The organism is Pseudomonas sp. Tof1, assembly GCF_055390395.1.
The window spans coordinates 849,009-875,793 of sequence record NZ_AP024344.1 but is presented as its reverse complement, the minus strand read 5'-3'; the positions used below and the strand labels follow the sequence as shown (position 1 = coordinate 875,793).

Below are 26,785 nucleotides of genomic sequence, written 5' to 3'. Positions count from 1 at the left end.
GCCCGCCTCGGCGCTGCCTGCGGGTCGTGACCTGACCGCTTCACCTGGGAGAGCACCGTGATCAGCTCATCGACCGTCGTCAATTCAGTGGTGGAAAAACTCCGCGCCGCCCTGGCCCGTGGCCAGTGGCGCTCGGGCGAGATGCTGCCGGGCCAGCGTGAGCTGGCCGAACAACTGGGCATCAGCCGCCCGAGCCTGCGCGAAGCCGTCACCGTTCTGGAGACCCTTGGCCTGGTGCGGTCCATGCCCGGCAAGGGCGTGCTGGTCCTGAACAGTGCTGCAGAAACCGTACGGGCTCACGAAGGAATGACCGAGGCCAGCCTCGAGGACATCCTGCAACTGCGCTACACCCTGGAACCGTTCATCGTCGGTCTGGTGGCGCAATCGATCAGCAGCAAGGAAGTCGGCCAGTTGCGCCTGACCCTGATGGACATGCGCGAAGCCCTGGAGGCCAACGACAGCGAGGCCGGGCTGAACGCCTACATCGCCTTCCACGAAGAGCTGTTCGCCCTGACCTCCAACCCGATATTCCAGAACGTGGTGCAACAGACCGGCAACGCCCTCAAACAGAGCGCCGAGGTCCTGCGCAACTCGCCGGAGCACCTGGCCGAACGCCTGCAGGAAAACGAAGCCGTGGTCCGCGCCATCCGCAACAAGAACAGCGCCCTGGCCAGTGCGCAAATGCGCCGGCACATTCTTCAGGAAGGCTTGCGCATGGGCATCGAACTCACCATTCCGGACGACCATCCGGGCAGTATCGAGCAGTAATCCACCTCTCGAAGGGAGACCGGTCATGAACAGCGTAGCGACACTTCTGCCCTTCCCCGCCGCCCGCGCGCGCCGGCGGCCTCATGCCCGGCAGGCACTGCCGGGCGCCGACGGCCTCTATGCGCGGGTTTTCGAGGACATTCTCGAAGGACGCTTCGCCGCAGGGCTGAGCGAGGAGCTGTTGATGCGCACCTACACCGCCGGCCGCAGCGAGGTACGTCGCGTGGTGACGCGACTGACCCGCCAACGGATCATCCACGCCCGCCCGAATCAGCGGGCCCACGTCGCCCAACCGGATGCCGAACAGATACGCCAGGTCCTGCAGGCGCGGCGGATGGCTGAAGGCACGGTGATCCAGTTGCTTTGCGGGAGGGTCGATTTAGTGGCGCTCGACTCATTGCGGATGCTGGTCGCCCGGGAACGCCAGAGCCTCGAAGAACATCGGCCGAGCACGGCGACCCGGCTGGGCGGCGAATTCCACCTGCAACTGGCACGGACGGCGGGTAACGTACCCTTGATGCACTTTCTGGAAGGGCTGGTTCCGCTGACCGGGTTGGCCCTGGCCGCTCGCCCGGGACCGCATGACCAAGGCTGGCAGGTACGACAGGCCATCCTCGCTGCCATCCAGGACGACAATGCCCGGGCAGGCATCGAGAAGATGACCCACTATCTGCAGCAGCTCGAGGGATTGGTGGCGGGGTAATCCCGTCCAACACCTCTTCAACCTGCCTGGGTCAGAGTCGCGCCATCCTGGCGAAGCCCTCGCGGATCTTCTCTTCAGGCAAATCATCGGCAATGAAGACGATGACACTCTCACGAGCCGCGCCCTCTTCCCATTCGGTATCCCAGTCGAAACCGTAAAGCTTGAGCACGCCCTGGAACACCAGGCGGCGCGGTTCGCCGGCGATATTCAGCACGCCCTTGTAGCGCAGCAGTTGCTTGCCGTGCTCCTCCAGCAGCTCGTTCATGAACTCGCTGAGCCGATCGATATCCAGCGGCTGGTCGGTGCGCAGCACCAGGCTGGAAATGCGGTCGATGGAGTGTCCCTTGCGGACCGGCCGCAGGCTCACGCCACCGCCCAGGTCGGCGTTGAGGTTGAAGCCGCGGACATCCAGCAGTTCTGCCAGGTCGATATTGCCATGCTCGACGATGCGGATCGGTGCCCGCCGGTTGATCCGCGTCAGGCGCTCGCTCAAGGCGTCGAAGGTCGCTTCGTCCACCAGGTCGCGCTTGCTCACCAGCAGTCGGTCGGCAAAGCCGATCTGCGCCTGGGCGATGGTCTGGGTCAGGTGATGTTCGGCGTGGGCGGCATCCACCAGGGTGATGATGCCGTCGAGCAGGTAGCGTTCGCGCAGCTCTTCATCGATGAAGAAGGTCTGCGCCACCGGCGCCGGGTCGGCCAGCCCGGTGCACTCGATCACCAGTCGGTCGAAGAGGATTTCACCACGGTCCAGGCGTTCGAGCAGCAGATACAACGCCTTGGTCAGGTCGGTGTGGATGGTGCAGCAGACGCAGCCGTTGGACAGCGTCATGACTTGCACCGGCTCGGCACCGAGCAGTTGGGTGTCGATGCCGGCATCGCTGAATTCGTTCTCGATCACGGCGATTTTCAGGCCGTGCTCGGCCTTGAGCAGGTGGCGCAGCAAGGTGGTCTTGCCGGCGCCGAGAAAACCGCTGAGGACGGTGACGGGAATAGGAACGGACAAACGCGAATCTCCCATACGCTAGAAAAACGCTAGGAGCCCGGCTTGCCGGCGAAGGCGTCCTCAGGAACACCTTCGCCGGCAAGCCGGGCTCCTACCGTGCGGTGTTATCTGCAAGCCACGCAGGCTAGCAGCACTTGGGCCCACCCTTGCCGCCGTAACGGGCTTCCTGGCGTTCCCGGAAGAACGCCTCGTAGCTCATCACCGGCTTGTCCGGGTGCCTGGTCTGCATATGCTCGACATAGGTGTCGTAGTCGGGCATGCCGACCATCAGGCGCGCGGCCTGCCCGAGGTACTTACCGAGACGACTCAGGTCATTGAACATTGCAGTACCCTCCCATCATGCCCCAGGCACGGCCTGGAACGGTGTTTCCTTGTCCGTACGCTCCTTGTTGCCCAACGCCGCGACACCGACCCTGAAGGCATAGAACAGGATGCTGAAGACCACGAACAGGAACAGCGCCGTCAGCGTCGCGTTGGTGTAAGCGTTGAAGATCACGTGCTGCATCTGGTTGATGTCCTTGGCCGGGGCCAGTACCTGCCCGGCTTCCAGCGCGGTGCTGTACTTCTTCGCCAGGGCGAGGAAGCCAATCGCCGGGTTGGCGTCGAACAGCTTGATGAAGCCCGCGGTGGTGGTGCAGACCAGCAGCCAGAGCGCCGGCAGCAGGGTCACCCAGATGTAGCGCTGGCGCTTCATCTTGATCAGTACGACGGTGCCGAGCATCAGCGCGATACCCGCCAGCATCTGGTTGGAGATACCGAACAGCGGCCACAGGGTGTTGATGCCACCCAGCGGATCGACCACGCCCTGGTACAGCAGGTAGCCCCAGAGTGCCACGCAACCGGCGGTGGCGATCAGGTTGGCGGTCCAGGACTCGGTACGCTTGAGCGATGGCACGAAGGAGCCCAGCAGGTCCTGCAGCATGAAGCGCCCGGCACGGGTACCGGCATCGACCGCCGTCAGGATGAACAGCGCTTCGAACAGGATCGCGAAGTGGTACCAGAACGCCATGGTGTTCTCGCCCGGCAGGACGTGATGCAGAATCTGCGCGATACCGACCGCCAGGGTCGGCGCACCACCGGCACGGGCCAGGATGGTGGTTTCGCCGATGTCACGGGCCACCGCCTGCAACGCATCCGGGGTAATCGTGAAGCCCCAGCTGCTGACGGTCTGCGCCACGGCCACCGCATCCGCACCGACCACCGCAGCCGGGCTGTTCATGGCGAAGTACACGCCCGGATCGATCACCGAGGCGGCAACCATCGCCATGATCGCCACGAAGGACTCCATCAGCATGCCGCCGTAGCCGATGTAGCGGGCGTTGGTTTCGTTATCCAGCAGCTTCGGCGTGGTCCCGGAGGAGATCAGCGCGTGGAAGCCGGACACCGCGCCACAGGCGATGGTGATGAACAGGAACGGGAACAGCCCGCCTTTCCAGACCGGCCCGGTACCGTCGACGAACTGGGTCAGCGCCGGCATCTTCAGCATCGGCATGGTGATCAGGATACCGATCGCCAGGGCGATGATGGTGCCGATCTTGAGGAAGGTCGACAGGTAGTCCCGGGGTGCCAGGATCAGCCACACCGGCAGCACCGCGGCGACGAAACCGTAGCCGATCAGCATCCAAGTGATCTGCACGCCGGTGAAGGTGAAGGCCTTGGCCCAGACCGGATCGGCGGCGATCTGCCCGCCCAGCCAGATCGAGCCGAGCAGCAGCAGGACGCCGATGATCGAGATCTCACCGATGCGGCCCGGACGGATGTAGCGCATGTAGACGCCCATGAACATCGCGATCGGGATGGTCGCCATCACCGTGAAAATGCCCCATGGGCTCTCGGCCAGGGCCTTGACCACGATCAGCGCCAGCACCGCGAGGATGATGATCATGATCAGGAAGCAGCCGAACAGGGCGATGGTCCCCGGAATCCGGCCCATTTCCTCGCGCACCATGTCGCCCAGGGAGCGACCGTTGCGACGGGTGGACAGGAACAGCACCATGAAATCCTGGACCGCGCCGGCCAGCACCACCCCGGCGATCAGCCAGAGCGTGCCGGGCAGGTAGCCCATCTGCGCGGCCAGCACCGGGCCGACCAGCGGGCCTGCACCGGCAATCGCCGCGAAGTGGTGACCGAAAAGAATGTGTTTGTTGGTTGGCACATAGTCCAGACCGTCGTTGTTCAGCACGGCCGGCGTCGCTCGATTGGCATCGAGCTGCATGACGCTGTTGGCGATGAACAGACTGTAGTAACGGTAGGCAACCAGATAGATCGCCACGGCGGCGACCACGATCCACAAGGCGTTGATCGCCTCGCCGCGGCGCAAGGCCACTACGCCCAGGGCGCACGCTCCTAAGATCGCCAGCACCAGCCAGGGGAGGTGGCGTAGCGGGCTATTATTATTTTTCATTTTGAGATTCCAGCCAGATGGACAGAAAGACAGCCACCTTGAGTTTAGCGCCAAAGCGCCCCGTGACCATACCCGACGTTGGTATAGGGCGGTCTTTTCTTGCCGCCGGGACAATTTCCGGGACATCGCGCCGACGGATGAGCAGCCCTTCTCACGCCTGGCCGCTTGCCTGGCCCGGCATGGGGTCTATAGTCAGCAGAGTCCGCACAGGAACCTGAACATGAGTGACCATCCGATCAATCGTCGCCGTTTCAAGCGTATCGCGTTCGATGCCATCACCACCCTGAGCCAGGGAGATACGGTCTGGTCGGCGCAACTGGTAGACCTTTCCCTGAAGGGACTGCTGGCCCACCAGCCGGACAAGTGGCCCGACGACGCAGCGGGTATCTTCCTGGTGGATATCCGCCTGGCGAAAAATGCCCATGTGAAAATGGATGCCGAGCTGGTCCACGTGGACCATCACCATCTGGGCTTCAAATGCCTGCACATCGGCCTGGAATCGATCCAGCACCTGCGCCGCCTGGTCGAACTGAACCTGGGTGACGAAGAGGAACTGGAACGGGAGCTGGACGCCCTGTTCGAGAGTTGATCACCCGGGTGCCACCGCGATCGGCGGCGCCCGGGATCATGCGGTCAGGGAAAGACCGAACGCTGGGGGAAGTCGCCTTCGGACTCCCAGTAGCCCTTCTCTTCCCGCGACGACACCTGCCAGACGTCACCCTTGAGGCGATAGGTCCGGTAGGTGGTCACGAAATCGTCACTGTCATCATCGGCCATCGACGACGACACCTGGAAAATCTCCGGCTGCGCGTCGTCGGCCTGCCAGGCCGCCTTGCCGGTCTGGGCGAGGAACAGTGGCTTGAGTGTGCCATCGGCCGCCTGATACTGCATCGGCTGCAGCTTGCGCCGGGCCGGCATCAGCACCTGGGTCGCCGGGCCGCTGTAGCTGCCCATCGGTGCGGTCTGGTCGACCGTGAGGAAAAATGCCGGGCTCGGCATACCCTCCATCGCGGCCTTTTCCAGGGTCGCCAGCGGATAGGCCAGCCCCACGCTCCCGACCTCGTCGCCGGAAGCCGACAGCAGCCGCAGGCGGGCCTCGACGATCGGCCGGCTGGCGACATCCTTCGCCAGCGCCTCGTCGTCAAAGGCATCCTCGTCAAACGCACTGCCATTGCCCCAGAGCGACTGATGCAGATCCGAAGTGATCCGCACATCCTCCAGCAACTCCAGCTCACCGCCATCGCCCGTGGGCATCTGCTGGGCCAGGCGATAACCTGGCGGCACCGTGGCCGCACCGGCCAAACCGGCCCACAGCATGCAACCTGCCAAACACATTGCCGTACCGACAATCCGCATCCCGATGACTCCTTATCCGGTTATTCGAACAACGCGTCCAGCGCCTGCTCCAGGCGCGTGACCGCAATGATTTTCAGGCCCTGTGGCGACTCCTTCGGCGCGTTGCCCTTGGGCACGATGGCGCGCTTGAAGCCATGCTTGGCCGCTTCCTTCAGGCGCTCCTGGCCACTGGGCACCGGGCGCACCTCACCCGACAGGCCGACCTCGCCGAACACCAGCAGGTCGTGGGGCAAGGGCCGGTTGCGCAGGCTGGACATCACCGCCGCCATCAAGGCCAGGTCGGACGCGGTCTCCAGCACTTTCACGCCACCGACCACGTTGAGAAACACGTCCTGGTCATGGGTGGGAATGCCACCATGTCGATGCAGGACCGCCAGCAGCATCGCCAGGCGGTTCTGATCCAGGCCCAGGGTCACCCGCCGCGGGTTGGCCATGTGGCTGTCGTCGACCAGCGCCTGCACCTCCACCAGCATCGGCCGGGTGCCTTCCCAGGTGGCCATGACCACGCTGCCGGGCACCTCTTCCTGGGCGCGGGTGAGGAAAATCGCCGACGGGTTGGAGACCTCCTTCAGGCCGCGGTCGGTCATGCCGAACACCCCCAGCTCGTTGACCGCGCCGAAACGGTTCTTCACCGCCCGCAGCAGGCGCAGGCGGCCATCGGACTCGCCCTCGAAATACAGCACCGTGTCGACCATATGCTCCAGCACCCGCGGCCCGGCCAGGGCGCCTTCCTTGGTCACGTGACCGACGAGGAAGATCGCCGTGCCGCTCTGCTTGGCATAACGCACCAGCAACGCCGCGCTTTCGCGCACCTGGGCCACGCCGCCGGGTGCCGATTGCAGCTGTTCGGTGAAAATCGTCTGGATCGAGTCGATCACCATGACCTTGGGCTTTTCCACCCGGGCGGTGGCGATGATGCTCTCGATGCAGGTCTCGGTCATCACCCGCAACTGGTCCTGGGGCAGGCCCAGCCGCCGGGCGCGCATGGCCACCTGCTGCTGCGACTCCTCGCCGGTGACGTACAGCGCCGGCATGCGCGTGGCGATATTGCACAGGGTCTGCAGCAGGATGGTCGACTTGCCGATGCCCGGGTCGCCGCCGATCAGCACCACCGAGCCATCCACCAGGCCGCCGCCGAGCACGCGATCGAGTTCGGCCGAGGCGGTGGAGAAACGCGGGATCTCCTCGACGCTGACTTCGGCCAGGGTCTTGATCTGGGCCTGCTGCCCGGCCCAGCCGGTACGCCCGCTGGGTGCCGCGGCGCCGCCGCTTTCCACCAGGGTTTCGGTGAGGGTGTTCCAGGCCCCGCACTCGCCGCACTGGCCGGCCCATTTGGGAAAGGTCGCGCCGCACTCGGTGCAGCCGTACATGCGCTTGGCCTTGGCCATCTCGTTCCCCCCATGGAAAAACCGCGATGATAGCTCAGCCAGCGCCGATCAGCGCGTCGGCGGCGTACGGATTTGCCCCTCGACCAGGCGTGCCGCGCTGTTGCCCAGCGGGTCCTCGGCCTGAAGATCGGCCCCCTTGGCGGCCAGCGCCTCGAGCAGCGCGGTGCGCTTGAACAGCCCGGCGTACATCGCCGCCGTCTGACCGGCGGCGTTGCGCTGGTCGGGATTGCAGTCGCTGTTCAACAGGCGTCGGGCAATCCGCACCTCCCCCTTGAAGATCGCCCCCATCAGCGCGGTGTTGCCGCGCTTGTCCTGGACACACGCATTGGCCCCGGCCGCCAGCAGGCGCTCCACCGCCGGCCCCTGGCCGTGATAGGCCGCCAGGATCAGCGCGGTGTAGCCCTGGGCGTCCTGGGTATCGAGCGGATAACCGGCGTCGATGAAAGTTTGCAGCATCTGGACGTCGCCACGGCGGGCGGCATCGAAGTAGTAGTCCTGGATCTGCGCCTTGAGCGCTTGCGGATCGGCAGGCACCGCCGGCTGATCGGCCGAGGCGCTGCAGGCACAGGCCAGGAGGAACAACAACACAGGGATACGCATCGTATGACTCCGCGATAACACCTCAATCGTCCCGGGTCCCCCCGCGGCAGGCGCCGCGAGGGGACCCGGCCCACAAGCCGGCAGGTCAGTCCACCAGCTTCGCCGCCAGCGCCTTGACCCGTGCCAGGTCGCCCTTGGCCACCTTGGTCACGCCGGTGCCGTACTCGGGATCGGCCTTGTAGAGGAACGACAGGATGATGTGCTTGCTCTCGTCGTCGGTATCGGCCAGCGAGCCACCGAAGTTCTCGATCAGGTCCTGCTTCTCCTTCTGGCTGTAGGAGCGGTACAGGTCCCCGGCCTGCTTGAAGTTCTGCTCACGCTGGATCTTCGCCTGCTGGGTGCTGCCCGACAGGGGCAACTGGCTGTAGCGCGCCGACTGCGGTTCCTCGCGCGGTAAAAGGCGGCTCGGCTGGTAGTTCACCCCGGTGCTGCTGTGCCCGCTGTTCATCGCGCCATCCTGATTGCCGTTGTTCACCGCCACCCGTGGCGCATTGATCGGCAGTTGCAGCGCATTCGGACCAACGCGATACATCTGCGTATCGGCATAGGAAAACACCCGGCCCTGCAACAGGCGATCCTCGGACGGCTCGATCCCCGGTACCAGGTTCGCCGGGGCCATGGCCACCTGCTCGGTCTCCTGGAACACGTTGGCCGGGTTGCGATCGAGCACCATCTGCCCGACCTTGCGCTCCGGCACGCCGGGCCAGATCTTGGTCGCATCGAGCGGATCGAAGTCGAACTTGCCCAGTTCCTGTGGCGTCAGCACCTGGACATAGAGATCCCACTTGGGAAAGTCGCCCTTGTTGATGTGACTGACCAGGTCATGGGTCATGTGGCTGTAGTCGCGGCCCTGCACCTCGACGACCTGTTTCGGATCGAGGTTGCGGATGCCCTGCAGGCTTTTCCAGTGGAACTTGACGTAGTGCACCTCGCCCTTGGCATTGATCAATTTGTAGGCATGCACGCCGTTGCCGTCCATCTCCCGGTAGCTGGCCGGTGTGCCGGAATCGGAATACAGCTCGGTCAGGGTGCGTGTGGCCTCAGGCACGTGGGAGAAAAAATCGAAACGGCGCGAATCGTCGTCCAGGTTGGTACGCGGGTCGGGCTTGAAGGCATGGACCATGTCCGGGAACTTGATCGCATCGCGGATGAAGAAGGTCGGGAAGTTGTTCCCCACCAGGTCCCAGTTGCCATCGGCGGTGTAGAACTTGGTGGCGAAACCCCGTGGGTCGCGGAGGGTTTCCGGGGAGTGGTTGCCATGTACCACCGCGGAGAAGCGCACGAATACCGGTGTCTTCTCGCCGGCGGCGAAGACCTTGGCCTTGGTCAGGTCACTCAGGTCATGGGTGACGGTGAAGGTGCCATGGGCGCCGGTACCGCGGGCATGTACCACCCGCTCAGGGATACGTTCACGGTCGAAGCGCTGCAGTTTCTGGATCAGTTGCACGTCCTGCAGCAACACCGGCCCGGTGGCGCCGGCGGTCTGCGAGTTCTGGTTGTCGCCCACCGCCGCACCGTTGTCACGGGTCAGCGTGGCGGCCTGGACAGAAAGGGATAGCAGGCTGGCGGTCAAAATACCCAGCATGCGCCGAGTGGGAATAGCTCCCGGAACAGGAGTGATCTGCATGTCGAATTCCTCTTGATGTTGTGGTGCGCATCCAGATGCGCTCAACAGAGGCTAGAGACCGATCCGACGATTTCTAAATAGAAAAGCTCGAAGACCCCGATTGAAAAATTCCACGGGGCAAGACACGCCAGAAGGCGTATTTCGCGCGATTGGTGGCACTTTGCAAACTTATTGCCCGGCGGCGGGTCGATTAAGACGGGGGGGTGTAGGGCCCGGCATAGCGCAAGATGCCGGCGGCTGAATTACACTGCGTTCACTCAACTCATCTGCAACAGGGAATAAACTATGGGCGTGCTCAGTGAGTTCAAGGCCTTCGCGGTCAAGGGCAATGTGGTCGACATGGCCGTGGGGATCATCATCGGCGCGGCCTTCGGCAAGATCGTTTCGTCCTTCGTCGGCGACGTGGTGATGCCACCGATCGGCCTGCTGATCGGCGGGGTGGATTTCAGCAACCTGGCGATCACCCTCAAGGCTGCCGAGGGCAATACACCGGCCGTGGTGCTGGCCTACGGCAAGTTCATCCAGACCTGTATCGACTTCCTCATCGTCGCCTTCGCCATCTTCATGGGCGTCAAGGTGATCAACCGGCTCAAGCGCGAGGAGGCCGTGGCGCCGAGCGCGCCACCGGTGCCGACCAAACAGGAAGAACTGCTGGGCGAGATACGCGACCTGCTCAAGGCCCGCAACGACAAGCCCTGAGCAACCGGCAAAAAAACAACGGCGCCTGCAGGGCGCCGTTTTTCTACCAGTAGTTTTCCACCGCGACCTGCCCCGGGCGGCGACTCAGGCTGAGCTGCAGGTCGCGTTGCTTGAGCACCTGGCGGGTGTCATCGATCATCTGCGGGTTGCCACAGATCATCACCCGCGAATGCACCGCGTCCAGGGTCACCCCGGCGGCCCGCTCCAGTTCGCCATTCTCGATCAACTGCGGGATCCGCCCTGCCAGTGCCCCCGGCAGCGCCTCGCGGGTGACGATGGGCACGAACTGCAGCTTGTGCGCATGCTCGGCCAGGTAGTCACGCTCGGCCAGCCCGGCAATCAGCTCACGGTACGCCAGTTCGGCCCCCTGGCGTACGCTGTAGACCAGCAGAATCCGCTCGAAGCGTTCCCAGACCTCGAAGTCCTGCAGGATCGACAGGAACGGGGCCACCCCGGTGCCGGTGGCCAGCAGCCAGAGATCGCGTCCGTCGACGAAACGGTCAAGGGTCAGGTAGCCCACGGCCTGGCGTTCGATCAGCAGCGAGTCGCCCACGGCCAGGCGACTCAGCTCACTGGTGAACTCCCCTCCCGGAACGACGATGGAAAAGAATTCGAGAAAATCGTCATGGGGCGACGACACCATCGAATAGGCCCGCCACACCACGCTGCCATCGGCCTTGGTCACCCCCAGGCGGGCGAACTGACCGGCCCGGAAGCGGAATCCAGCATCCCGTGTGGTTCGCAGGGTGAACAGGCTGGAAGTCAGGGGGCAGACCTCAAGCAGGGTCTGCCGGGTGAATTTTTCGGCACTGACGGTCATGGTGCGCTCCATCGGGAATGTGCCCCCAGTTTCGCGCAAAGCCGGCCACAGAAACACCGGTGATTTGTAGTGGTATAAGTTTTCAGAAAAAACATATACAAAAAAAATAAAAAATATAGCCACTAGCAAAAACATGAAGTTACAAGAGCATACCAAGCATAATCTAATAATACCCCCACTAATCCTCACACATTTTCACACTTGGCAAGACACACGAAAATCCACAAAAGGCCAAATGATATTATGCCCTGCGCGATAAACCCGCCCCTTGAAAGGCGATAAAAATATCAGTGCCATATAAAAAAATCACACCCAGAACAAGAATTTTCCTACACTACCCAAGCACGTCGGACTCAACGAATATCGCGTCTAGGAAGGGTACCTCAATGGAGAACTGGCAGGATAATCAACTGCACCAGCTCATGAGTGAAAAAGAAGAACAGGCAGTCTTCAATGCGGTTTTCAATCTGGCAGGTCAAATACGTTTCACTTTTGTTTCATTCAGGGTCAGCAGCTTATTAGGAGGCACTCAGCCCAACACCTCATCCTTCAATAATTACCCCGCAGAATGGAATGCATGTTATCAGCGCAACAACTACATTGCCGTCGACCCCCTGCTCACGCACTGCCACAACTCGGTGTTCCCCATCCTGTGGGGACCTGAAGCCTTCAGAAGTGCCCCGGCGCTCTGGCGTGACATGCAGGCCCATGGTCTCAACCACGGCTGGTCGCAGTCGGTCCACGACATTCGCGGGATTGTCAGCACCCTGAGCCTGTCGCGAACCTGCGAGCCCATCACCTCCAACGAGTTCTACTCCAAGACAGGTCATGTGCTGTGGCTGTGCAACTGGCTGCACTCGTTCATGGCGCAAAGACTGGCCAGTTCCCGTCCGGCACAGAACAGCCATCCGCTGTCGCCGCGGGAGACCGAAATTCTCAAGTGGACGGCCGAAGGCAAGACCGCCGCAGAGATAGCCAACATTCTCAATCTGACCACGCGAACCGTGGGTTTCCACATGAGCACCATCATGAGAAAGCTGGGTGTGAGCAACAAGGCATCGGCAGTGCTGCGTGCAGCCAAATCCGGATTGCTTTACTGATTGCACCCCGATCTCCTGGCAGAAGGATCTGCCACCTCCACACGCAACAGGCAATCTGCTCGAAACCCACGTAAAATCCCCCTCCTGCCATACCGTTGCCAGCCTCGCCCGGCACGAACAGCCGTGCATGGCAGCCGCAAACCGTCCCCCAGAGCCCGTGCACCATGCCCCTGCTAGAAAGTCCGTTCGCCCGTCTCGACCTGATCCGCCAGCCTGAACAGCAGGGTGAACCCCTGCAGGCATTCGACGCGGCCGATCAATACCTGCTCGACCACCTGGCCGCACAGGGCGTCTCGCCGGGCACCCGGGTGCTGGTGCTCAACGACAGCTTCGGCGCCCTGGCCGCCAGCCTGGAAGGCCATGTACAGCTCACCAGCAGTGGTGACTCGTTCCTCGCCGCGCTGGGCCTGGAAAAGAACCTGGCGCGCAATGGCAAGGCCTTCGACGCGGTCCGCCATGTACCGGCCAGCGAGCAACTGGTCGGGCCGTTCGACCGGGTGCTGATCCGCGTGCCCAAGACCCTCGCCCTGCTGGAGGAACAACTGATTCGCCTACAGGGCCAACTGGCCCCCGGCGCCCAGGTGGTCGCCGGCGCCATGGTCAAGCACCTGCCACGGGCCGCCGGTGATCTGCTGGAGCGCTACGTCGGCAACGTGCAGGCCTCGCTGGCGGTGAAAAAGGCCCGCCTGCTGGTGGCGACACCCGAGCCCCGCGACCGGGTGCCATCGCCCTACCCGACACGCTATCGGCTCGACCGCCCGGCGATCGAGTTGCTCAACCATGCCAACGTGTTCTGCCGTGAAGGCCTGGATATCGGCACGCGCGCCTTCCTCCCGCACCTGCCAGGGAACCTGGGCAGCGCCCGGGTCGCCGACCTGGGTTGCGGCAACGGCGTACTGGCCATCGCCAGCGCCCTGCAGAACCCGCAGGCCCACTACACGCTGGTGGATGAGTCGTTCATGGCGGTGCAGTCGGCGCGGGAAAACTGGCAGGCGATTCTGGGCGAGCGCGAAGTGACCGTGCGTGCCGCCGATGGCCTGGCCGGGCAGGAACCGCAGTCACTGGACGTGGTACTGTGCAACCCGCCCTTCCACCAGCAGCAGGTGGTCGGCGACTTCCTCGCCTGGCGGATGTTCCAACAGGCCCGGGAAGCCCTGGTGGTCGGTGGCGCACTGTACATCGTCGGCAACCGCCACCTGGGCTACCACAGCAAGCTGGCGCGGTTGTTCCGTGGGGTCGAGCAGGTGGCGGCGACGCCCAAGTTCGTGGTGCTCAAGGCGCGCAAGTAGGCGAAAGAGGGAGTCCGGCCCGCTCTCGGCGGACGTTTTTCGCGGGCCAGCCCGCTCCCACAGGGAGTATGGCGCGCACTGTCAGTGTGGGGCGGGCTTGCCCGCGAAGGGCTCAATGGGTGGTCAACCCGGCCGCGCTCATGAACAGGCGCATCAGGCTGGCCACCACGAACAGCGCCAGCACGCTGCCCGCCCAGATCATCGCCAGCCAGCCCAGGCGCTGCCAGAGCGGTTTCTTCTCGGCCTGTTCGATCTCCTGCAATGAAGGCTTGCCACGCATATCCGCTTCCTCGTCATCGAAACGGCGGCACCCGAGCGGGCGCCGCCGACAGGTACTAGTGATAACCATCCTCGTGGGTCACCTTGCCGCGGAACACGTAGTAGCTCCAGAAGGTGTAGCCCAGGATGAACGGGATGATGAACAGCGTCCCCACCAGCATGAAACCCTGGCTCTGCGGCGGCGCGGCGGCATCCCAGATCGAGATCGACGGCGGGATGATGTGCGGCCACAGGCTGATACCGAGGCCGCTGTAACCGAGGAAGATCAGCACCAGGGTCAGCAGGAACGGCGTGTAGTGCGCGTTGCGTGCCACCGCCCGGATCAGCCCGTACAGCGTGACCAACACCAGGATCGGCACCGGCAGGAACCAGAACAGGTTCGGCAGGGTGAACCAACGTGCCGCGATCTCGGCATGGCTCAGCGGCGTCCAGATACTGACGATACCGATCACCGCCAACAGGACGAACGCCAGCGGCCGCGCCAGGTCGTGCATCTGCTCCTGCAGCTTGCCTTCGGTCTTCATGATCAGCCAGGTGCAGCCGAGCAAGGCATAGGCCACCACCAGCGCCACGCCGCAGAACAGCGTGAACGGGGTCAGCCAGTCCAGCGAGCCGCCGGCGAACTGCCGGTCGACCACCTTGATCCCGTCGATGAAGGCGCCCAGCGCCACACCCTGGAAGAAGGTCGCGGCGATCGAACCGCCGATGAACGCCTTGTCCCAGATATGCCGCTTGTGCTCCTTGGCCTTGAAGCGGAACTCGAACGCCACGCCGCGGAAGATCAGCCCGATCAGCATGAAGATCAGCGGCAGGTACAACGCCGACAGCACCACCGAATAGGCCAGCGGGAAGGCGCCGAACAGCGCCGCGCCACCGAGCACCAGCCAGGTTTCGTTGCCATCCCAGACCGGCGCCACGGTGTTCATCATGACATCGCGGTCACGATCGTCCTTGATGAAGGGAAAGAGAATGCCGATGCCCAGGTCGAAACCATCCATGACCACGTACATCATGATGCCGAAGATGATGATCACGGCCCAGATCAGCGAAAGATCGATACCCATGACTCAGTTCCCCTTGTTCAGGCTGTCGCCGTGACCGTTTTCGCTGTCTTCATCGGCAGCGGAAAGCGGACGGGCCGGAGTACGTTTCTGCCCGGGACCACCGTGGCTGGTTTCCGCGCCTTCGTTGGTCTTCGGCCCCTTGCGGACCAGGCGCATCATGTAGCCCAGGCCGACACCGAACAGCGAGAAATACACCACGACGAACAGCGCCAGGGTGATGCTCATCTGCATGACGCTATGCCCGGAGGAGGCATCCGCCGTGCGCAACAGGCCATAGACCACCCACGGCTGGCGGCCGATTTCGGTGGTGAACCAGCCGGCCAGGATCGCGATCAGGCCGGACGGCCCCATCCACAAGGCCAGGTGGAGGAACGCACGGTTCTCGTACAGGCGATCACGCCTGCGCAGCCACAAGGCCCAGAGACCGGTGAAGATCATCAGCAGACCCAGGCCGACCATGACCCGGAACGACCAGAACACGACGGTCGAGTTCGGCCGGTCCTCGGGCGGGAACTCCTTGAGCGCCGGCACCTGCTTGTCCAGGGTGTGGGTCAGGATCATGCTGCCCAGGTAGGGAATCTCCAGGGCGAAGCGGGTCTTCTCGGCCTTCATGTCCGGCCAGCCGAACAGGATCAGCGGGGTCGGCTCGTCGCCGACGTTTTCCCAGTGGCCCTCGATCGCGGCGATTTTCACCGGCTGGTGCTTGAGGGTGTTGAGGCCGTGGAAGTCGCCGATCACCGCCTGGATCGGCGCGACGATCAGCGCCATCCACATGGCCATCGACAGCATTGTCCGGATCGCCGGATTGTCACGGCCACGCAACAGGTGCCAGGCCGCCGAGGAGCCGACGAAGAACGCCGTCGCGACGAACGCGGCGGTGGCCATGTGCATCAGCCGATAGGGGAACGACGGGTTGAACACCACCGCCAGCCAGTCCACCGGAATGACCCGGCCATCGACGATTTCATAGCCCTGGGGCGTCTGCATCCAGCTGTTGGACGAGAGAATCCAGAAGGTCGAGATCAGCGTACCGATCGCCACCATCACCGTGGAAAAGAAGTGCAGCCCGCGGCCGACCTTGTTCCAGCCGAACAGCATCACGCCAAGAAAACCGGCTTCGAGGAAGAAGGCGGTGAGCACCTCGTAGGTCAGCAACGGCCCGGTAATCGAACCGGCGAAGTCCGAGAAACGGCTCCAGTTGGTGCCGAACTGATAGGCCATGACCAGCCCGGAGACCACCCCCATGCCGAAGTTGACGGCAAAGATCTTCGACCAGAAATGGTAAAGGTCGCGGTAGGTGTCGTTGCGCGTCTTCAGCCACAGCCCTTCGAGCACCGCCAGGTAACTCGCCAGGCCGATGGTGATGGCCGGGAACAGGATGTGGAAGGAAACGGTGAATGCGAACTGGATTCGGGCGAGATCTAGTGCCTCTAAGCCGAACATAAGCTTTCCTCTGTCAGGTAATACCGGCTGTCGACCCACAGGCCCAGCCACTGCCCCCACGAATATGGAGTGCGGCGAATTTGGCTTCGTTCTCTTTTTTTCAACCCATCGCAACGCAGGGAGTCGGACCCTGATCACCGCCCAAAAGGCAATTGATCTGGATCAACCAACGTTGAAAGAGTAGTCCCATTACGACGAACGGGTGGAGTGGCCGGTTGCCGCGCGACAGGTTGTCTCAGGAGCAGAGGACAACTGATCCGCAAAAATTCGCCGCAGGAAAAGGCCGGACAGACAATAGATGAATAGCTCAGTAACCTTTTGTTACATCGCAATGATAATCTTCACCTTTCATCCCGCTCAGGCGAGCCCTCCCGATGCCCACCGAGACACCCTTGCTGCTGCGTCATCACCGCCCCTTCCTCGCGTTCTGGCTGGCCCGCATCTTCACCGCCAGCGGTTTCCAGATGCTCACCGTGGCCATCGGCTGGAACCTTTATCAACTGACCGGCAACGTGCTCGACCTGGGGCTGGTCGGGCTGGTGGAGTTCGCGCCACGGGTGCTGTTCATGCTCCACACCGGACATGTCGCGGACCGCTACGACCGGCGCAAGGTCGCCGCCCTGTGCCAGACGGTACAGGCACTGATCGCCCTGAGCCTGGTGATCGGCAGCCTGACCCACCAGGTCAGCCGCGAGATGATCTTCATCCTCGCGTTCCTGCTCGGCGGTGCCCGCTCCTTCGAAATGCCCACCACCCAGGCGCTGCTGCCGTCCATCGTGCCGGCGACCCTGTTCCCTCGCGCCGTGGCGGCCGCCCAGTCGGCGCAGCAACTGGCGACCATCGTCGCGCCGGCCATCGGCGGCCTGCTGTATGCGTTCGGCAGTGTCTGGGTCTATGGGCCGACGGTGGCGTTGTATGGGGTCTCCTGCCTGCTGATGCTCAACCTCCCGGCGCGCCAGACGCCGCTGAACAAGGCCAAGGCCACCCTCGACTCGCTGCTGGCGGGCATCCGCTTCATCCGCAGCCGTCCGGACATTCTCGGCGCCATCTCCCTGGATCTGTTCGCGGTGCTGCTGGGCGGCGCGACCGCACTGTTGCCGGTGTTCGCCAAGGACATCCTGCTGACCGGCGCGTGGGGCCTGGGCCTGCTGCGCTCGGCACCGGCGGTCGGTGCGCTGCTGATGTCGCTGTGGCTGGCGCGCTTCCCGGTGGAGCGCAAGGTCGGCCGGGTAATGTTCACCGCCGTCGGCGTGTTCGGCGTCGCCACCATCGCCTTCGGCCTGTCGACCTCGTTCTGGTTCTCCCTGGCCGTGCTGGTGGTGCTGGGCGCCGCGGACATGATCAGCATGGTGATCCGCGCCTCGTTCGTGCAACTGGAAACCCCGGACGAGATGCGCGGCCGGGTCAGCGCCGTGAACGGCCTGTTCATCGGCGCCTCCAATCAGTTGGGCGAATTCGAGTCGGGGCTGACCGCCCACTGGTTCGGCACCGTACCCGCCGTGGTGCTGGGCGGGGTCGGTACCCTGCTGGTGACCGGCACCTGGATGAAACTGTTCCCGACCCTGGCCAACCGCGACCGCATGCACGAGCGCCAGGCCGAAACCGCCTGAAGCCCAGGCGGCGGGAGACGGCGATCAGTTGATGTCGATGGTCGCCGTCATCGTCTGCACCGGCATCGTCAGCGAACGGTCGCTGAAGCTGAAGGTGCCCTGCTGCAGGTCCCCCAGGTCGTAGATGTAGCTGTAGCCGACCACCGCGCCACCACTGCACGGCACGAACGGTTTGTTGAACTCGCACAGGGAGTTGCGCTGGCTGTAGTTGATCGGGGTGCCATTGAACGTGGCCCCGGGCGCCCGGCCATAGCCGAGTTCCACCACCGTCACCGTGATGTTCGGCCCACGATGGGCATTCTGCGTGCGCCGGCGTCCGTCAGAAACATCCTCGATGATTCCCTGCGACGCCACTGTGTAGATAGCCACGCCTTTCAAGGCCGCCGCCGGCGCCGCCTGCAACGGCCCGATGGCCGCCAGCGAGAGTAGGCCGGCGCAGAGCAGCCGGCCCATGGCACGGCAATTGCTGACTGATTTCATACTTCCTCCCTCTTTCCGTGCCGAGAGTATGCCTCAGCGCGCGGTTTTCGGAGTAGTTCGTGCACAGTCGCGGCGAAATGGGCGGCCAAACAGCCGTCCCTATTGCACCGTCCGGCTGGTATGATGCGCGGTTTTTCCCACAGCCAAGTTTCATCAGGCCATCAGCGTCTGTGCTTTGCTGTTGGGACCGATTCATTCGAGGCGCCGAAAGCGCCATTGGGGAGCAGAGATGCTGGAAAGGCTGTTTCAACTCAAGGCACACAATACCAATGTGCGCACCGAGATTCTCGCGGGCGTCACGACCTTCCTGGCCATGGCCTACATCCTGTTCGTCAACCCGAGCATTCTCGGCGAAACCGGCATGGACAAGGGCGCGGTGTTCGTCGCGACCTGCCTGGCCGCCGCCATCGGCTCGACCGTGATGGGCCTGATCGCCAACTACCCGATCGCCCTGGCGCCGGGCATGGGCCTGAACGCCTTCTTCACCTACACCGTGGTCCTGCACATGGGCCACACCTGGCAAGTGGCGCTGGGCGCGGTGTTCATCTCGGCGGTGTGCTTCTTCCTGCTGTCGATCTTCCGCATCCGCGAATGGATCATCAACAGCATCCCGCTGCCACTGCGCTCGGCGATCGCCGCCGGTATCGGCCTGTTCCTGGCGCTGATCGCCCTGCACAACGCCGGCATCGTGGTCGGCAACCCGGCGACCATGGTCGGCCTCGGCGACCTCAAGCAGCCGGCACCGATCCTCGCCACGCTCGGCTTTGCCGTGATCGTCGCGCTGGACGCACTGAAAGTCCGTGGCGCCGTATTGATCGGCATCCTCGGGGTCACCGCCGTGTCGATCCTGATGGGCTTCAGCCCGTTCGCCGGCATCACCTCGGCGCCGCCGTCGCTGGCGCCGACCTTCATGCAACTGGACATCAAGGGCGCCCTGGACATCGGCCTGGTCAGCGTGATCTTCGCCTTCCTGTTCGTCGACCTGTTCGACAACTCCGGAACCCTGATCGGCGTCGCCAAGCGCGCCGGACTGATGGGCAAGGATGGCCACATGCCGAAAATGGGCCGTGCGCTGATCGCCGACAGCACCGCCGCCATGGCCGGCTCGCTGCTGGGCACCTCGACCACCACCAGCTACATCGAGTCGGCCGCGGGTGTCAGCGCCGGCGGCCGCACCGGCCTGACCGCCATCGTGGTCGCCATCCTGTTCCTGCTGGCGCTGTTCTTCTCGCCGCTGGCCGGTAGCGTGCCGGCCTTCGCCACCGCGCCGGCACTGCTGTTCGTCGCGGTACTGATGACCTCGGGCCTGGCGGAAATCAACTGGGAAGACATCACCGAGGCCGCGCCCGTGGTGGTCACCGCCCTGGCCATGCCCTTCACCTATTCGATCGCCAACGGCATCGCCTTCGGCTTCATCGCCTGGACCGCGGTCAAGCTGCTGTCCGGCCGTGGCCGCGAGCTGAACCCGGCCCTGGTGATCCTGTCGATTCTGTTCGTGATCAAGTTGGGTTGGTTCAACGCATGACTTTCGATTCCTCGACCTACACCGCCCAGCTCAACGACAAGGTCGCGCGCCTGCGCGACCTGCTGGCGCCGTTCGATGCCCCCGAGCCGCAAGTCTTCGACTCGCCGCTGCAACACTTCCGCCTGCGCGCCGAGTTCCGCCTGTGGCGCGAAGCCGGCGAGCGTCATTACGCGATGTTCGCCCAGGACGACAAGCGCACGCCGATCCTGATCGAAGAATTCCCGATCGCCAGCCTGCGCATCAACGAACTGATGCCCCGGCTCAAGGCGGCCTGGCAGGCCAGCGCCGCGCTGAGCCACAAGCTGTTCCAGGTGGAATTCCTGACCACCCTGGCCGGCGACGCGATGATCACCCTGTGCTACCACCGCCCGCTGGACGAACACTGGCAGAGCGCCGCCGAACAATTGGCGGCCGATCTCGGCGTCAGCATCATCGGCCGCTCCAAGGGCAAGCGCGTGGTGATCGGCCACGACTACGTGGTGGAGAAGTTCGAGATCGCCGGGCGCCGCTTCAGTTACCGGCAACCGGAGGGGGCGTTCACCCAGCCCAATGGCACGGTGAACCAGAAGATGCTCAACTGGGCCTATGACGCCCTCGGCGAGCGCTCGGACGATCTGCTGGAACTGTACTGCGGCAACGGCAACTTCACCCTGCCGCTGGCGACCCGGGTACGCAAGGTGCTGGCCACCGAGATCAGCAAGACCTCGGTCAACGCCGCGCTGAGCAACCTCGACGAGAATGCCGTGGGCAACGTCACCCTGGTGCGCCTGTCGGCCGAGGAACTGACCGAGGCGCTGAACGAGGTGCGGCCGTTCCGCCGCCTGGCGGGTGTCGATCTGAAGAGCTACACGTTCGGCAGCGTGTTCGTCGATCCGCCCCGTGCCGGCATGGACCCGGACACCTGCGAGCTGACCCGGCGTTTCGACAACATCCTGTACATCTCCTGCAATCCGCAGACCCTGGCGGCGAACATCGCGCAGTTGCACGACACCCATCGCATCGAGCGTTGTGCATTGTTCGACCAGTTTCCCTGGACCCACCACATGGAATCCGGGGTCCTGCTGACCCGCCGCTGAAGCCGGTGAGGGCCGGCTGACGGGGTGTCAGCCGGCCTGGGTTTCATCTGACAGGGCGCTTTCGCGGGCAAGCCCGGCTCCTACAGGCCTGTGTCTTAGACAAGGAACATGTACGACGAGGGACTGCCGGGCTTGCCCGCGAAAGCAACCGACGCCGCTGCGCATACTGTCCGCATTAGGCCCGAACGAAACCGAACAACTGCGCCGCCGTATCGCACAGCAGATGCTGGCGCAACGGCGGCGCACAGGCCAGGCGGCGCAGGCGATCGAACTCGCTGGCGAAGCTCACCGCCTGTTCGTGCTGGGTATGCGGCCAGTCGCTGCCCCACAGCAGGCGGTCCGGCCCCAGGCTCTGTAGCATCAGCGACAGGGCCTTTTCCGCGAAATGCAGGTTCTGCGCCGCCGTCCCACCCAGCCGGTAGATGCCCGATACCTTGATCCACAGGCGCCCGCTCTCGCCCAGCTCAAGCAACCGGGCGAAGGCTGGCTGTTCGACACCGAGGCGCGCATCGGGACGGCCAAAGTGGTCGACCACCACCTTGCAGCCCATCTCCAGCAACGGCTGGACCAGACCCGGCATATCCTCAAGATGGCGATGCAACTCGACATGCCAGTCCAACTGCCGCAGGTGCCGGAAAAACGCCTGCCAGCCGGCCTCGGTGAAATCCGGTAGCGACTGCCCCATCAGGTTCAGACGGACACCCGCGACGCCAAGGGCAGCCATGCGCTGCAACTCGTCGAAGGCGATATCGCGCTCGACCACCACCACCCCGCGCAACCGTTCAGGGGCCTGTTGCAAGGCGGCCAACAGATAACTGTTATCGGTCCCGAGGAAACTCGGCTGCACCAATACGCCGTGGCTCAGGCTGTTTTCCTCCAGCCGCGCCAGGTAGTCGGCCAGGCTGGCGTCATAATCCGGCGCGTAGCGGCGCACGGTCGCCAGGCCCAGTCCACGTTCGAAGACATGGGCGTGGGCATCGATGCCGCTGATGGGCAATGGGCAAATCTCGGACATGGAACTCATCTGTGAACTCAAGAACCCCGCCTCCACCCTGTGGGAGCCGGCTTGCTGGCGATTACGATCCATCCGGCAACATCACCGTTGTCTGACAGGTCGCTATCGCCAGCAAGCCGGCTCCTAAAGAGGCCGGTCGGGGCGGGAAGAAGGTAAAATCAATGGGACAACTGGCCCGCCCCCTTGCCGGACTCCGCCTGCGGCGTGACGTCCTGCAGATTGCGCCCACGGGTTTCCGGCAGCAGCAGCGCCGCCAGCACCGCCACGCCATAGGCGATGCCGGCATCGATGCCGATGGCCGAGCCGAGCGATATCGACTCGCTCATGTGCCCGACCATGAACGGAAACACCGCCGACAGCACCCGGCCGAAGTTGTAGCAGAAGCCGACACCGGCCCCGCGTACATCCGCCGGATACAGCTCATTGAAGAACGAGCCCAGGCTGGCCGGAATACCCGCGGCGAAGAAACCCAGGGGGAAACCGAGGAACAGCATCTGCGCGTTGCTCAACGGCAGGAACAGGTAGCACTGCACGGTGATCACGCAGCAGAAGGCGAAGAGGATGATGTTCTTGCGCCGGCCAATACGATCCAGCAGCATCCCGCTGACCACGCAGCCGAGCCAGAACGCGACGATGATCACCGCCAGGTAGCCACCGGAACTCAGTACCGAAAGATTGCGCTCGGTCTTGAGAAAGGTCGGCAGCCAGGTCATCACGGCGTGATAACCACCGTGGGCACCCAGGCCGAGAATACCGCCCAGCAGCGTGACCCGCAGCAGTTCGGGGCGAAAGATCGCCGCCATCGACGCCAGCAGGCTGCGCCCCTGCACCTTGGCCTGACGCTGGCTGGCGTCGGGCTCGACCACGCTGCGGCGCACATAGATCACCAGCAGCGCCGGCAACAGGCCCACCAGGAACATCACCCGCCAGGCCATGGCCTCCGGCACGAAGGTGTAGACCAGGGTGAACACCCCGACCGCCGCGCCCCAGCCAACCGCCCAGGCACTCTGCACCGCACCCATCACCTTGCCGCGATAACGCGACTGGATGGTCTCGGCCATCAGCACCGCGCCCGCCGCCCACTCGCCACCGATACCGAAGCCCTGCAGCGCCTTGACGATCAGCAACTGGTTGAAGCCGGTGACGAAGGCCGAGAGGAAGGTGAACAGCGAGAACCAGAGGATCATCCACTGCAGGGTCCGCACCCGGCCATACCGGTCGGACAGGGTGCCCCCCAGCCAGCCGCCGATGGCCGAGGTGACCAGCGTCACGCCGCTGATCATCCCGGCCTCGCCCTTGCTCAGGGCGAAAGCGGCGATCAGCGCGGGAATCGCCAGGCCGAACATTTGCACTTCCAGTGCATCCAGGGACCAACCGCCAAAGCAGGCCCAGAACGTCTTGCGCTCCCTCGAAGTGATATCGCGGTACCAACTGAACATGATTTTCTTATCCTTGTAGACCAACAGGGAGCCCAGGCAGGGCTCAGCGAATCTCGACGCTGTAGCGGAAGTGGCTGGCATGGCCACGGGAACGGCGCCATTCCAGCGGCTGGCCGGCGTAGTCGCGCGCCAGTCGCTCGATCACCACCACCGGGCTGTCAGGCTCGATCTGCAACAGCCGGGCATGCACTTCGCCGACGGCTTCGGCGGTCAGGCTCTCCTCGGCGCAGGCGACGACCTGGCCGCAAAGCGCTTCGTAGATCGGATAGAGCAGCGGACCCTGCTGGTCGAGGTCGACCGTCAGCAGCGCCTGGAAGGGCGCCTTGGGCAACCAGATTTCCTCGGCCAGCACCGGCGTGCCTTCGAGCAGACGCAGGCGGACCAGGCGAATCACCTCGGCCTCGGGTGGCAGCCCCAGGGCCTGGCTGACGGCCGAAGGCGCGGGCAGCGAATCGATGGTGAGAATCCGGCTTTGCGGCAGTTGGCGTTCGCCGGCCAGGTTCTGGAAGCGGAAGAAGCGGAACAGCGAAGACTGGAACTGCGGCCGGCGGATGAAAGTGCCACGCCCCTGGTGGCGTTCGAGCACGCCCTCTTCCACCAGCTTGTCGACGGCCTTGCGCACGGTGCCGATGGACAGTTGGTATTCACCGGCCAGCACGGCCTCGGTGGGGATCGCCTCCCCCGGGCGCCAGCGGTTGTTGGCGATCTGCCGGGCCAGTTCGTCGCGCAGGCGCTGATAGAGGGGGAGACGTTCGTCGCTGGAGAGTGAATTCATTTTTGTAGTTATCCAGTCATCTATATGAATTTTTGCCGAGTATTCTCCCTGGATGAAAAGGCGTCAAGTGCGTCGTTGCAAAGGTTAAAGGCCCGCAGCCGCTGTGCCCCCACTACTGTCCGCTGATCGAACAGAAAAAAGTGACGGCTATCCATGCCTTGTCTTGTTCATTTGACTGGATTAACCGGTTAGTACATTTTACCTCCTCAGACCCGATCACCTTGCGGTCCAAGCCAAAAACAACAATTGGAGACTTGCCCATGCCCCCTATCGTGCTGGTGCTCAACGGCCCCAACCTGAACCTGCTGGGAACCCGCGAGCCGGCGACCTACGGCCATGAAACCCTGGCGGACCTTTCCGCCCTGTGCGGACGCACGGCAGCCGAACTGGGCCTGACCGTGGAATTCCGCCAGACCAATCACGAGGGCGAGCTGCTCGACTGGATCCACGGGGCCCGCGGCCGCTGCGCCGGCATCATCATCAACCCGGCCGCCTGGACCCACACCTCGGTGGCGATCCGCGATGCGCTGGTGGCCAGTGAGCTGCCGGTGATCGAAGTGCACCTGTCCAACGTCCATGCCCGCGAACCGTTCCGTCATCATTCCTTCGTCTCCTCCATCGCCAAGGCGGTGATGTGCGGCTTCGGCAGCCAGGGCTACCGCCTGGCGCTCGACTATTTCAGCCAGACGCTCAAGGGGGCGCAGCCATGAGCCCGACTACCCACAAGGGCATACTGGCGGGCCTGATCGGCGCCGGCATCCAGGCCTCGCGTACCCCCGCCATGCACGAGCACGAGGGCGATGCCCAGGGCATCCGCTACCTGTACCGGCTGATCGACCTGGACCTGCTGCAACTGGACGTCAACGCTCTGCCCGAGCTGCTGCAGGCCGCCGAGCGCATGGCCTTCACCGGCCTGAACATCACCTTCCCCTGCAAGCAGGCGATCATCCCGCTGCTCGACGAACTGTCCCCCGAGGCCCGGGGTATCGGCGCGGTGAACACGGTGGTGTTCAAGGACGGCAAGCGGGTCGGCCACAACACCGACTGCCTGGGTTTCGCCGAAGGTTTTCGTCGGGGACTGCAAGGCGTCGCCGTAGACCGCGTGGTCCAGATGGGAGCCGGGGGGGCCGGCGCGGCGGTTGCCCACGCCCTGCTCGACGAAGGTGTGAAACAGTTGACGATCTTCGACGTGGACGCCGAACGGGCCCGCAGCCTGGCGGACAACCTCAACCAGCATTTCGGCGCCGGCCGGGCCCGGGCCGGCAGCGACCTGCCGACGGCCATGGCAACCGCCGACGGCCTGGTCAACACCACGCCGATGGGCATGGCCAAGCTGCCCGGCATGCCGGTGCCCCGGGAACTGCTGCGAGCCGAACTGTGGGTCGCGGAAATCGTCTACTTCCCCCTGGAAACCGAACTGCTGCGCAATGCCCGGGCCCTGGGCTGCCGCACCCTGGATGGCGGGACCATGGCGGTGTTCCAGGCGGTCAAGGCGTTCGAACTGTTCAGCGGCGTGACAGCGGATTCGCAGCGGATGCTGGAGCATTTCCAGAGCTTATAAGGCTCGTTTCAGTGAGCCTTAAGTTGCTTAAAGCGTATTAAAACGCGCCTTACTATGGAATCATTGGGAAATAAGACATGCTATAGTGAGCCTTATCCAATATAAGGCTCACTATGGCGAGTATTATGAAGGCGTTCTTTCCTGTCGGTTGCAGCGACACCCTCAGTAAAATCGGGCTTCTGATAAAGGCCAGGCGCCTCGACCTGGGCCTGCGCCAGTCAGACTTCAGGTCCAGCCTCGGCATCTCCGAACACACCCTGCGCAAGATCGAAAATGGTTCGGAACGGGTGGAGCTGCGCTCCTTCATGCTGGTGCTCTGGCGGCTGGGCATCGACGAGATGATTTTCGGCGCACTGGACGGTGTAGAGCAGTCCTCGCAAATCACCAAGCACCTGACTCATAAAGAGGACGCTCGCGCGAGCCTCTCTTCAAAACGAGTTCGCCTGCGCAAACCCAGGATGGAGGACTTCTGATGTCTCGCGCCTACATCTACATGGAGCATCCGCAGACAGGCGAAACCATCACCCTCGGCCGGCTGACCCTGCAAGGCAAGGTCGGCGAGTTCCTGTATGCCCCCGACTACGTGGCCAGTAACGGCTGGGGCCCCGACCCGATCCACTATCCACTGCGCGCCGAAGCCTATTCCGGCATCACCAAGAATCGCGGTATTCCGGGCTTCATCAACGACGCCATGCCGGACGGCTGGGGGTAACGCCTGCTCCATCGAGTGTACGGCCAGGACCTGCAGGAGCTGTTCAAAC

Annotated in this window: 28 protein-coding genes; 13 read left to right on the top strand and 15 right to left on the bottom strand. The window is 63.7% G+C overall.

Features of this window, described 5'->3' with window-relative positions:
- Positions 1-57: 57 nt before the first annotated feature.
- Both ACZ5KU_RS03975 and ACZ5KU_RS03970 read left to right on the top strand, forming a co-directional pair.
- Positions 58-768 (top strand): FadR/GntR family transcriptional regulator, encoded by a 711-nt coding sequence (locus ACZ5KU_RS03975; RefSeq protein ID WP_054059059.1) that lies wholly within the window; start codon positions 58-60, stop codon positions 766-768.
- A 25-nt stretch (positions 769-793) separates the two neighbouring features.
- A complete protein-coding gene (locus ACZ5KU_RS03970; protein ID WP_416771704.1) occupies positions 794-1,471 on the top strand; it encodes a GntR family transcriptional regulator in 678 nt (225 codons plus the stop codon).
- A 31-nt stretch (positions 1,472-1,502) separates the two neighbouring features.
- Here ACZ5KU_RS03970 and yjiA read toward each other — a convergent pair whose 3' ends face one another.
- The 3 genes from yjiA to ACZ5KU_RS03955 form a co-directional block, all read right to left on the bottom strand.
- Complete coding sequence (gene yjiA, locus ACZ5KU_RS03965) at positions 1,503-2,489, bottom strand: GTPase (RefSeq protein WP_416771702.1); 987 nt, start codon at positions 2,487-2,489, stop codon at positions 1,503-1,505.
- Positions 2,490-2,598: 109 nt separating this feature from the next.
- Entirely contained in the window at positions 2,599-2,796 is a 198-nt protein-coding gene (locus tag ACZ5KU_RS03960; RefSeq protein WP_054059064.1) for a YbdD/YjiX family protein, read from the bottom strand.
- A 15-nt stretch (positions 2,797-2,811) separates the two neighbouring features.
- The gene (locus ACZ5KU_RS03955) at positions 2,812-4,878 is read right to left on the bottom strand and encodes a carbon starvation CstA family protein (protein WP_054059065.1); all 2,067 of its coding nucleotides are present in this window, start codon (positions 4,876-4,878) and stop codon (positions 2,812-2,814) included.
- 220 nt (positions 4,879-5,098) lie between these two features.
- On the opposite strand from ACZ5KU_RS03955, the gene ACZ5KU_RS03950 reads away from it, so the two are divergent.
- The gene (locus tag ACZ5KU_RS03950; RefSeq protein WP_054059066.1) at positions 5,099-5,467 is read left to right on the top strand and encodes a PilZ domain-containing protein; all 369 of its coding nucleotides are present in this window, start codon (positions 5,099-5,101) and stop codon (positions 5,465-5,467) included.
- Between the two features lie 44 nt (positions 5,468-5,511).
- Here the strand turns inward: ACZ5KU_RS03950 and ACZ5KU_RS03945 are convergent, their stop codons facing one another.
- The 4 genes from ACZ5KU_RS03945 to katB form a co-directional block, all read right to left on the bottom strand.
- Positions 5,512-6,234 (bottom strand): hypothetical protein, encoded by a 723-nt coding sequence (locus tag ACZ5KU_RS03945; protein ID WP_054059067.1) that lies wholly within the window; start codon positions 6,232-6,234, stop codon positions 5,512-5,514.
- A gap of 20 nt (positions 6,235-6,254) precedes the next feature.
- Positions 6,255-7,622 (bottom strand): DNA repair protein RadA, encoded by a 1,368-nt coding sequence (radA, locus tag ACZ5KU_RS03940; protein WP_054063764.1) that lies wholly within the window; start codon positions 7,620-7,622, stop codon positions 6,255-6,257.
- 48 nt (positions 7,623-7,670) lie between these two features.
- On the bottom strand, positions 7,671-8,222 hold the full coding sequence (locus tag ACZ5KU_RS03935) for an ankyrin repeat domain-containing protein (protein WP_054059069.1): 552 nt from the start codon (positions 8,220-8,222) through the stop codon (positions 7,671-7,673).
- An 85-nt stretch (positions 8,223-8,307) separates the two neighbouring features.
- Positions 8,308-9,807, bottom strand: a complete 1,500-nt coding sequence (katB, locus tag ACZ5KU_RS03930; RefSeq protein ID WP_204375736.1) for a catalase — start codon at positions 9,805-9,807, stop codon at positions 8,308-8,310.
- Positions 9,808-10,134: 327 nt separating this feature from the next.
- Between katB and mscL the strand changes: the two genes are divergently transcribed.
- Positions 10,135-10,548 carry a large-conductance mechanosensitive channel protein MscL gene (mscL, locus tag ACZ5KU_RS03925; RefSeq protein WP_054059071.1) on the top strand — a complete coding sequence of 138 codons (414 nt, stop codon included), beginning with the start codon at positions 10,135-10,137 and terminating at the stop codon, positions 10,546-10,548.
- A gap of 43 nt (positions 10,549-10,591) precedes the next feature.
- Here the strand turns inward: mscL and ACZ5KU_RS03920 are convergent, their stop codons facing one another.
- Complete coding sequence (locus ACZ5KU_RS03920; protein ID WP_054059072.1) at positions 10,592-11,368, bottom strand: ferredoxin--NADP reductase; 777 nt, start codon at positions 11,366-11,368, stop codon at positions 10,592-10,594.
- Positions 11,369-11,754: 386 nt separating this feature from the next.
- On the opposite strand from ACZ5KU_RS03920, the gene ACZ5KU_RS03915 reads away from it, so the two are divergent.
- Both ACZ5KU_RS03915 and ACZ5KU_RS03910 read left to right on the top strand, forming a co-directional pair.
- Positions 11,755-12,468 carry an autoinducer binding domain-containing protein gene (locus tag ACZ5KU_RS03915; protein WP_239688000.1) on the top strand — a complete coding sequence of 238 codons (714 nt, stop codon included), beginning with the start codon at positions 11,755-11,757 and terminating at the stop codon, positions 12,466-12,468.
- Positions 12,469-12,632: 164 nt separating this feature from the next.
- On the top strand, positions 12,633-13,757 hold the full coding sequence (locus tag ACZ5KU_RS03910; protein ID WP_464736852.1) for a methyltransferase: 1,125 nt from the start codon (positions 12,633-12,635) through the stop codon (positions 13,755-13,757).
- Positions 13,758-13,869: 112 nt separating this feature from the next.
- On the opposite strand, the gene ACZ5KU_RS03905 is transcribed toward ACZ5KU_RS03910, so the two are convergent.
- From ACZ5KU_RS03905 to ACZ5KU_RS03895, 3 genes are read right to left on the bottom strand one after another with little or no spacing between them, the layout of a single operon-like run.
- Entirely contained in the window at positions 13,870-14,037 is a 168-nt protein-coding gene (locus ACZ5KU_RS03905; RefSeq protein WP_081005994.1) for a DUF2474 domain-containing protein, read from the bottom strand.
- 55 nt (positions 14,038-14,092) lie between these two features.
- The gene (gene cydB / locus ACZ5KU_RS03900) at positions 14,093-15,100 is read right to left on the bottom strand and encodes a cytochrome d ubiquinol oxidase subunit II (protein ID WP_054059075.1); all 1,008 of its coding nucleotides are present in this window, start codon (positions 15,098-15,100) and stop codon (positions 14,093-14,095) included.
- A 3-nt stretch (positions 15,101-15,103) separates the two neighbouring features.
- Positions 15,104-16,543 (bottom strand): cytochrome ubiquinol oxidase subunit I, encoded by a 1,440-nt coding sequence (locus tag ACZ5KU_RS03895; RefSeq protein WP_054063762.1) that lies wholly within the window; start codon positions 16,541-16,543, stop codon positions 15,104-15,106.
- Positions 16,544-16,917: 374 nt separating this feature from the next.
- Here ACZ5KU_RS03895 and ACZ5KU_RS03890 point away from each other — a divergent pair, with 374 nt between their 5' ends.
- Complete coding sequence (locus ACZ5KU_RS03890) at positions 16,918-18,153, top strand: MFS transporter (RefSeq protein ID WP_273824721.1); 1,236 nt, start codon at positions 16,918-16,920, stop codon at positions 18,151-18,153.
- 24 nt (positions 18,154-18,177) lie between these two features.
- Here ACZ5KU_RS03890 and ACZ5KU_RS03885 read toward each other — a convergent pair whose 3' ends face one another.
- Complete coding sequence (locus tag ACZ5KU_RS03885) at positions 18,178-18,633, bottom strand: DUF4879 domain-containing protein (RefSeq protein ID WP_239688001.1); 456 nt, start codon at positions 18,631-18,633, stop codon at positions 18,178-18,180.
- Between the two features lie 229 nt (positions 18,634-18,862).
- Here ACZ5KU_RS03885 and ACZ5KU_RS03880 point away from each other — a divergent pair, with 229 nt between their 5' ends.
- Both ACZ5KU_RS03880 and trmA read left to right on the top strand, forming a co-directional pair.
- Complete coding sequence (locus tag ACZ5KU_RS03880) at positions 18,863-20,158, top strand: NCS2 family permease (protein WP_054063760.1); 1,296 nt, start codon at positions 18,863-18,865, stop codon at positions 20,156-20,158.
- Positions 20,155-21,234, top strand: coding sequence for a tRNA (uridine(54)-C5)-methyltransferase TrmA (trmA, locus tag ACZ5KU_RS03875; protein WP_054059080.1), 1,080 nt, complete (start codon positions 20,155-20,157; stop codon positions 21,232-21,234). Before ACZ5KU_RS03880 ends, trmA begins: the two co-directional genes overlap by 4 nt.
- 175 nt (positions 21,235-21,409) lie before the next feature.
- On the opposite strand, the gene ACZ5KU_RS03870 is transcribed toward trmA, so the two are convergent.
- From ACZ5KU_RS03870 to ACZ5KU_RS03860, 3 genes are all read right to left on the bottom strand, one after another.
- Complete coding sequence (locus tag ACZ5KU_RS03870; protein WP_054063790.1) at positions 21,410-22,249, bottom strand: amidohydrolase family protein; 840 nt, start codon at positions 22,247-22,249, stop codon at positions 21,410-21,412.
- A gap of 158 nt (positions 22,250-22,407) precedes the next feature.
- Entirely contained in the window at positions 22,408-23,688 is a 1,281-nt protein-coding gene (locus ACZ5KU_RS03865) for an MFS transporter (protein WP_464736851.1), read from the bottom strand.
- Between the two features lie 43 nt (positions 23,689-23,731).
- Positions 23,732-24,463, bottom strand: a complete 732-nt coding sequence (locus ACZ5KU_RS03860; protein WP_054063758.1) for a GntR family transcriptional regulator — start codon at positions 24,461-24,463, stop codon at positions 23,732-23,734.
- 260 nt (positions 24,464-24,723) lie between these two features.
- Here ACZ5KU_RS03860 and aroQ point away from each other — a divergent pair, with 260 nt between their 5' ends.
- The 4 genes from aroQ to ACZ5KU_RS03840 all read left to right on the top strand — a co-directional run bounded on the left by aroQ (position 24,724) and on the right by ACZ5KU_RS03840 (position 26,736).
- Positions 24,724-25,173: a type II 3-dehydroquinate dehydratase gene (gene aroQ / locus ACZ5KU_RS03855; RefSeq protein WP_054063757.1), complete on the top strand. Its 450-nt coding sequence runs from the start codon at positions 24,724-24,726 to the stop codon at positions 25,171-25,173.
- The gene (locus ACZ5KU_RS03850; protein ID WP_464736850.1) at positions 25,170-26,024 is read left to right on the top strand and encodes a shikimate dehydrogenase; all 855 of its coding nucleotides are present in this window, start codon (positions 25,170-25,172) and stop codon (positions 26,022-26,024) included. Before aroQ ends, ACZ5KU_RS03850 begins: the two co-directional genes overlap by 4 nt.
- A gap of 125 nt (positions 26,025-26,149) precedes the next feature.
- Positions 26,150-26,497, top strand: coding sequence for a helix-turn-helix domain-containing protein (locus ACZ5KU_RS03845; protein ID WP_416771689.1), 348 nt, complete (start codon positions 26,150-26,152; stop codon positions 26,495-26,497).
- Positions 26,497-26,736, top strand: a complete 240-nt coding sequence (locus tag ACZ5KU_RS03840; RefSeq protein WP_054063755.1) for a HipA N-terminal domain-containing protein — start codon at positions 26,497-26,499, stop codon at positions 26,734-26,736. The genes ACZ5KU_RS03845 and ACZ5KU_RS03840 overlap by 1 nt, the downstream gene beginning before the upstream one ends.
- The last annotated feature ends 49 nt before the right edge of the window (positions 26,737-26,785 follow it).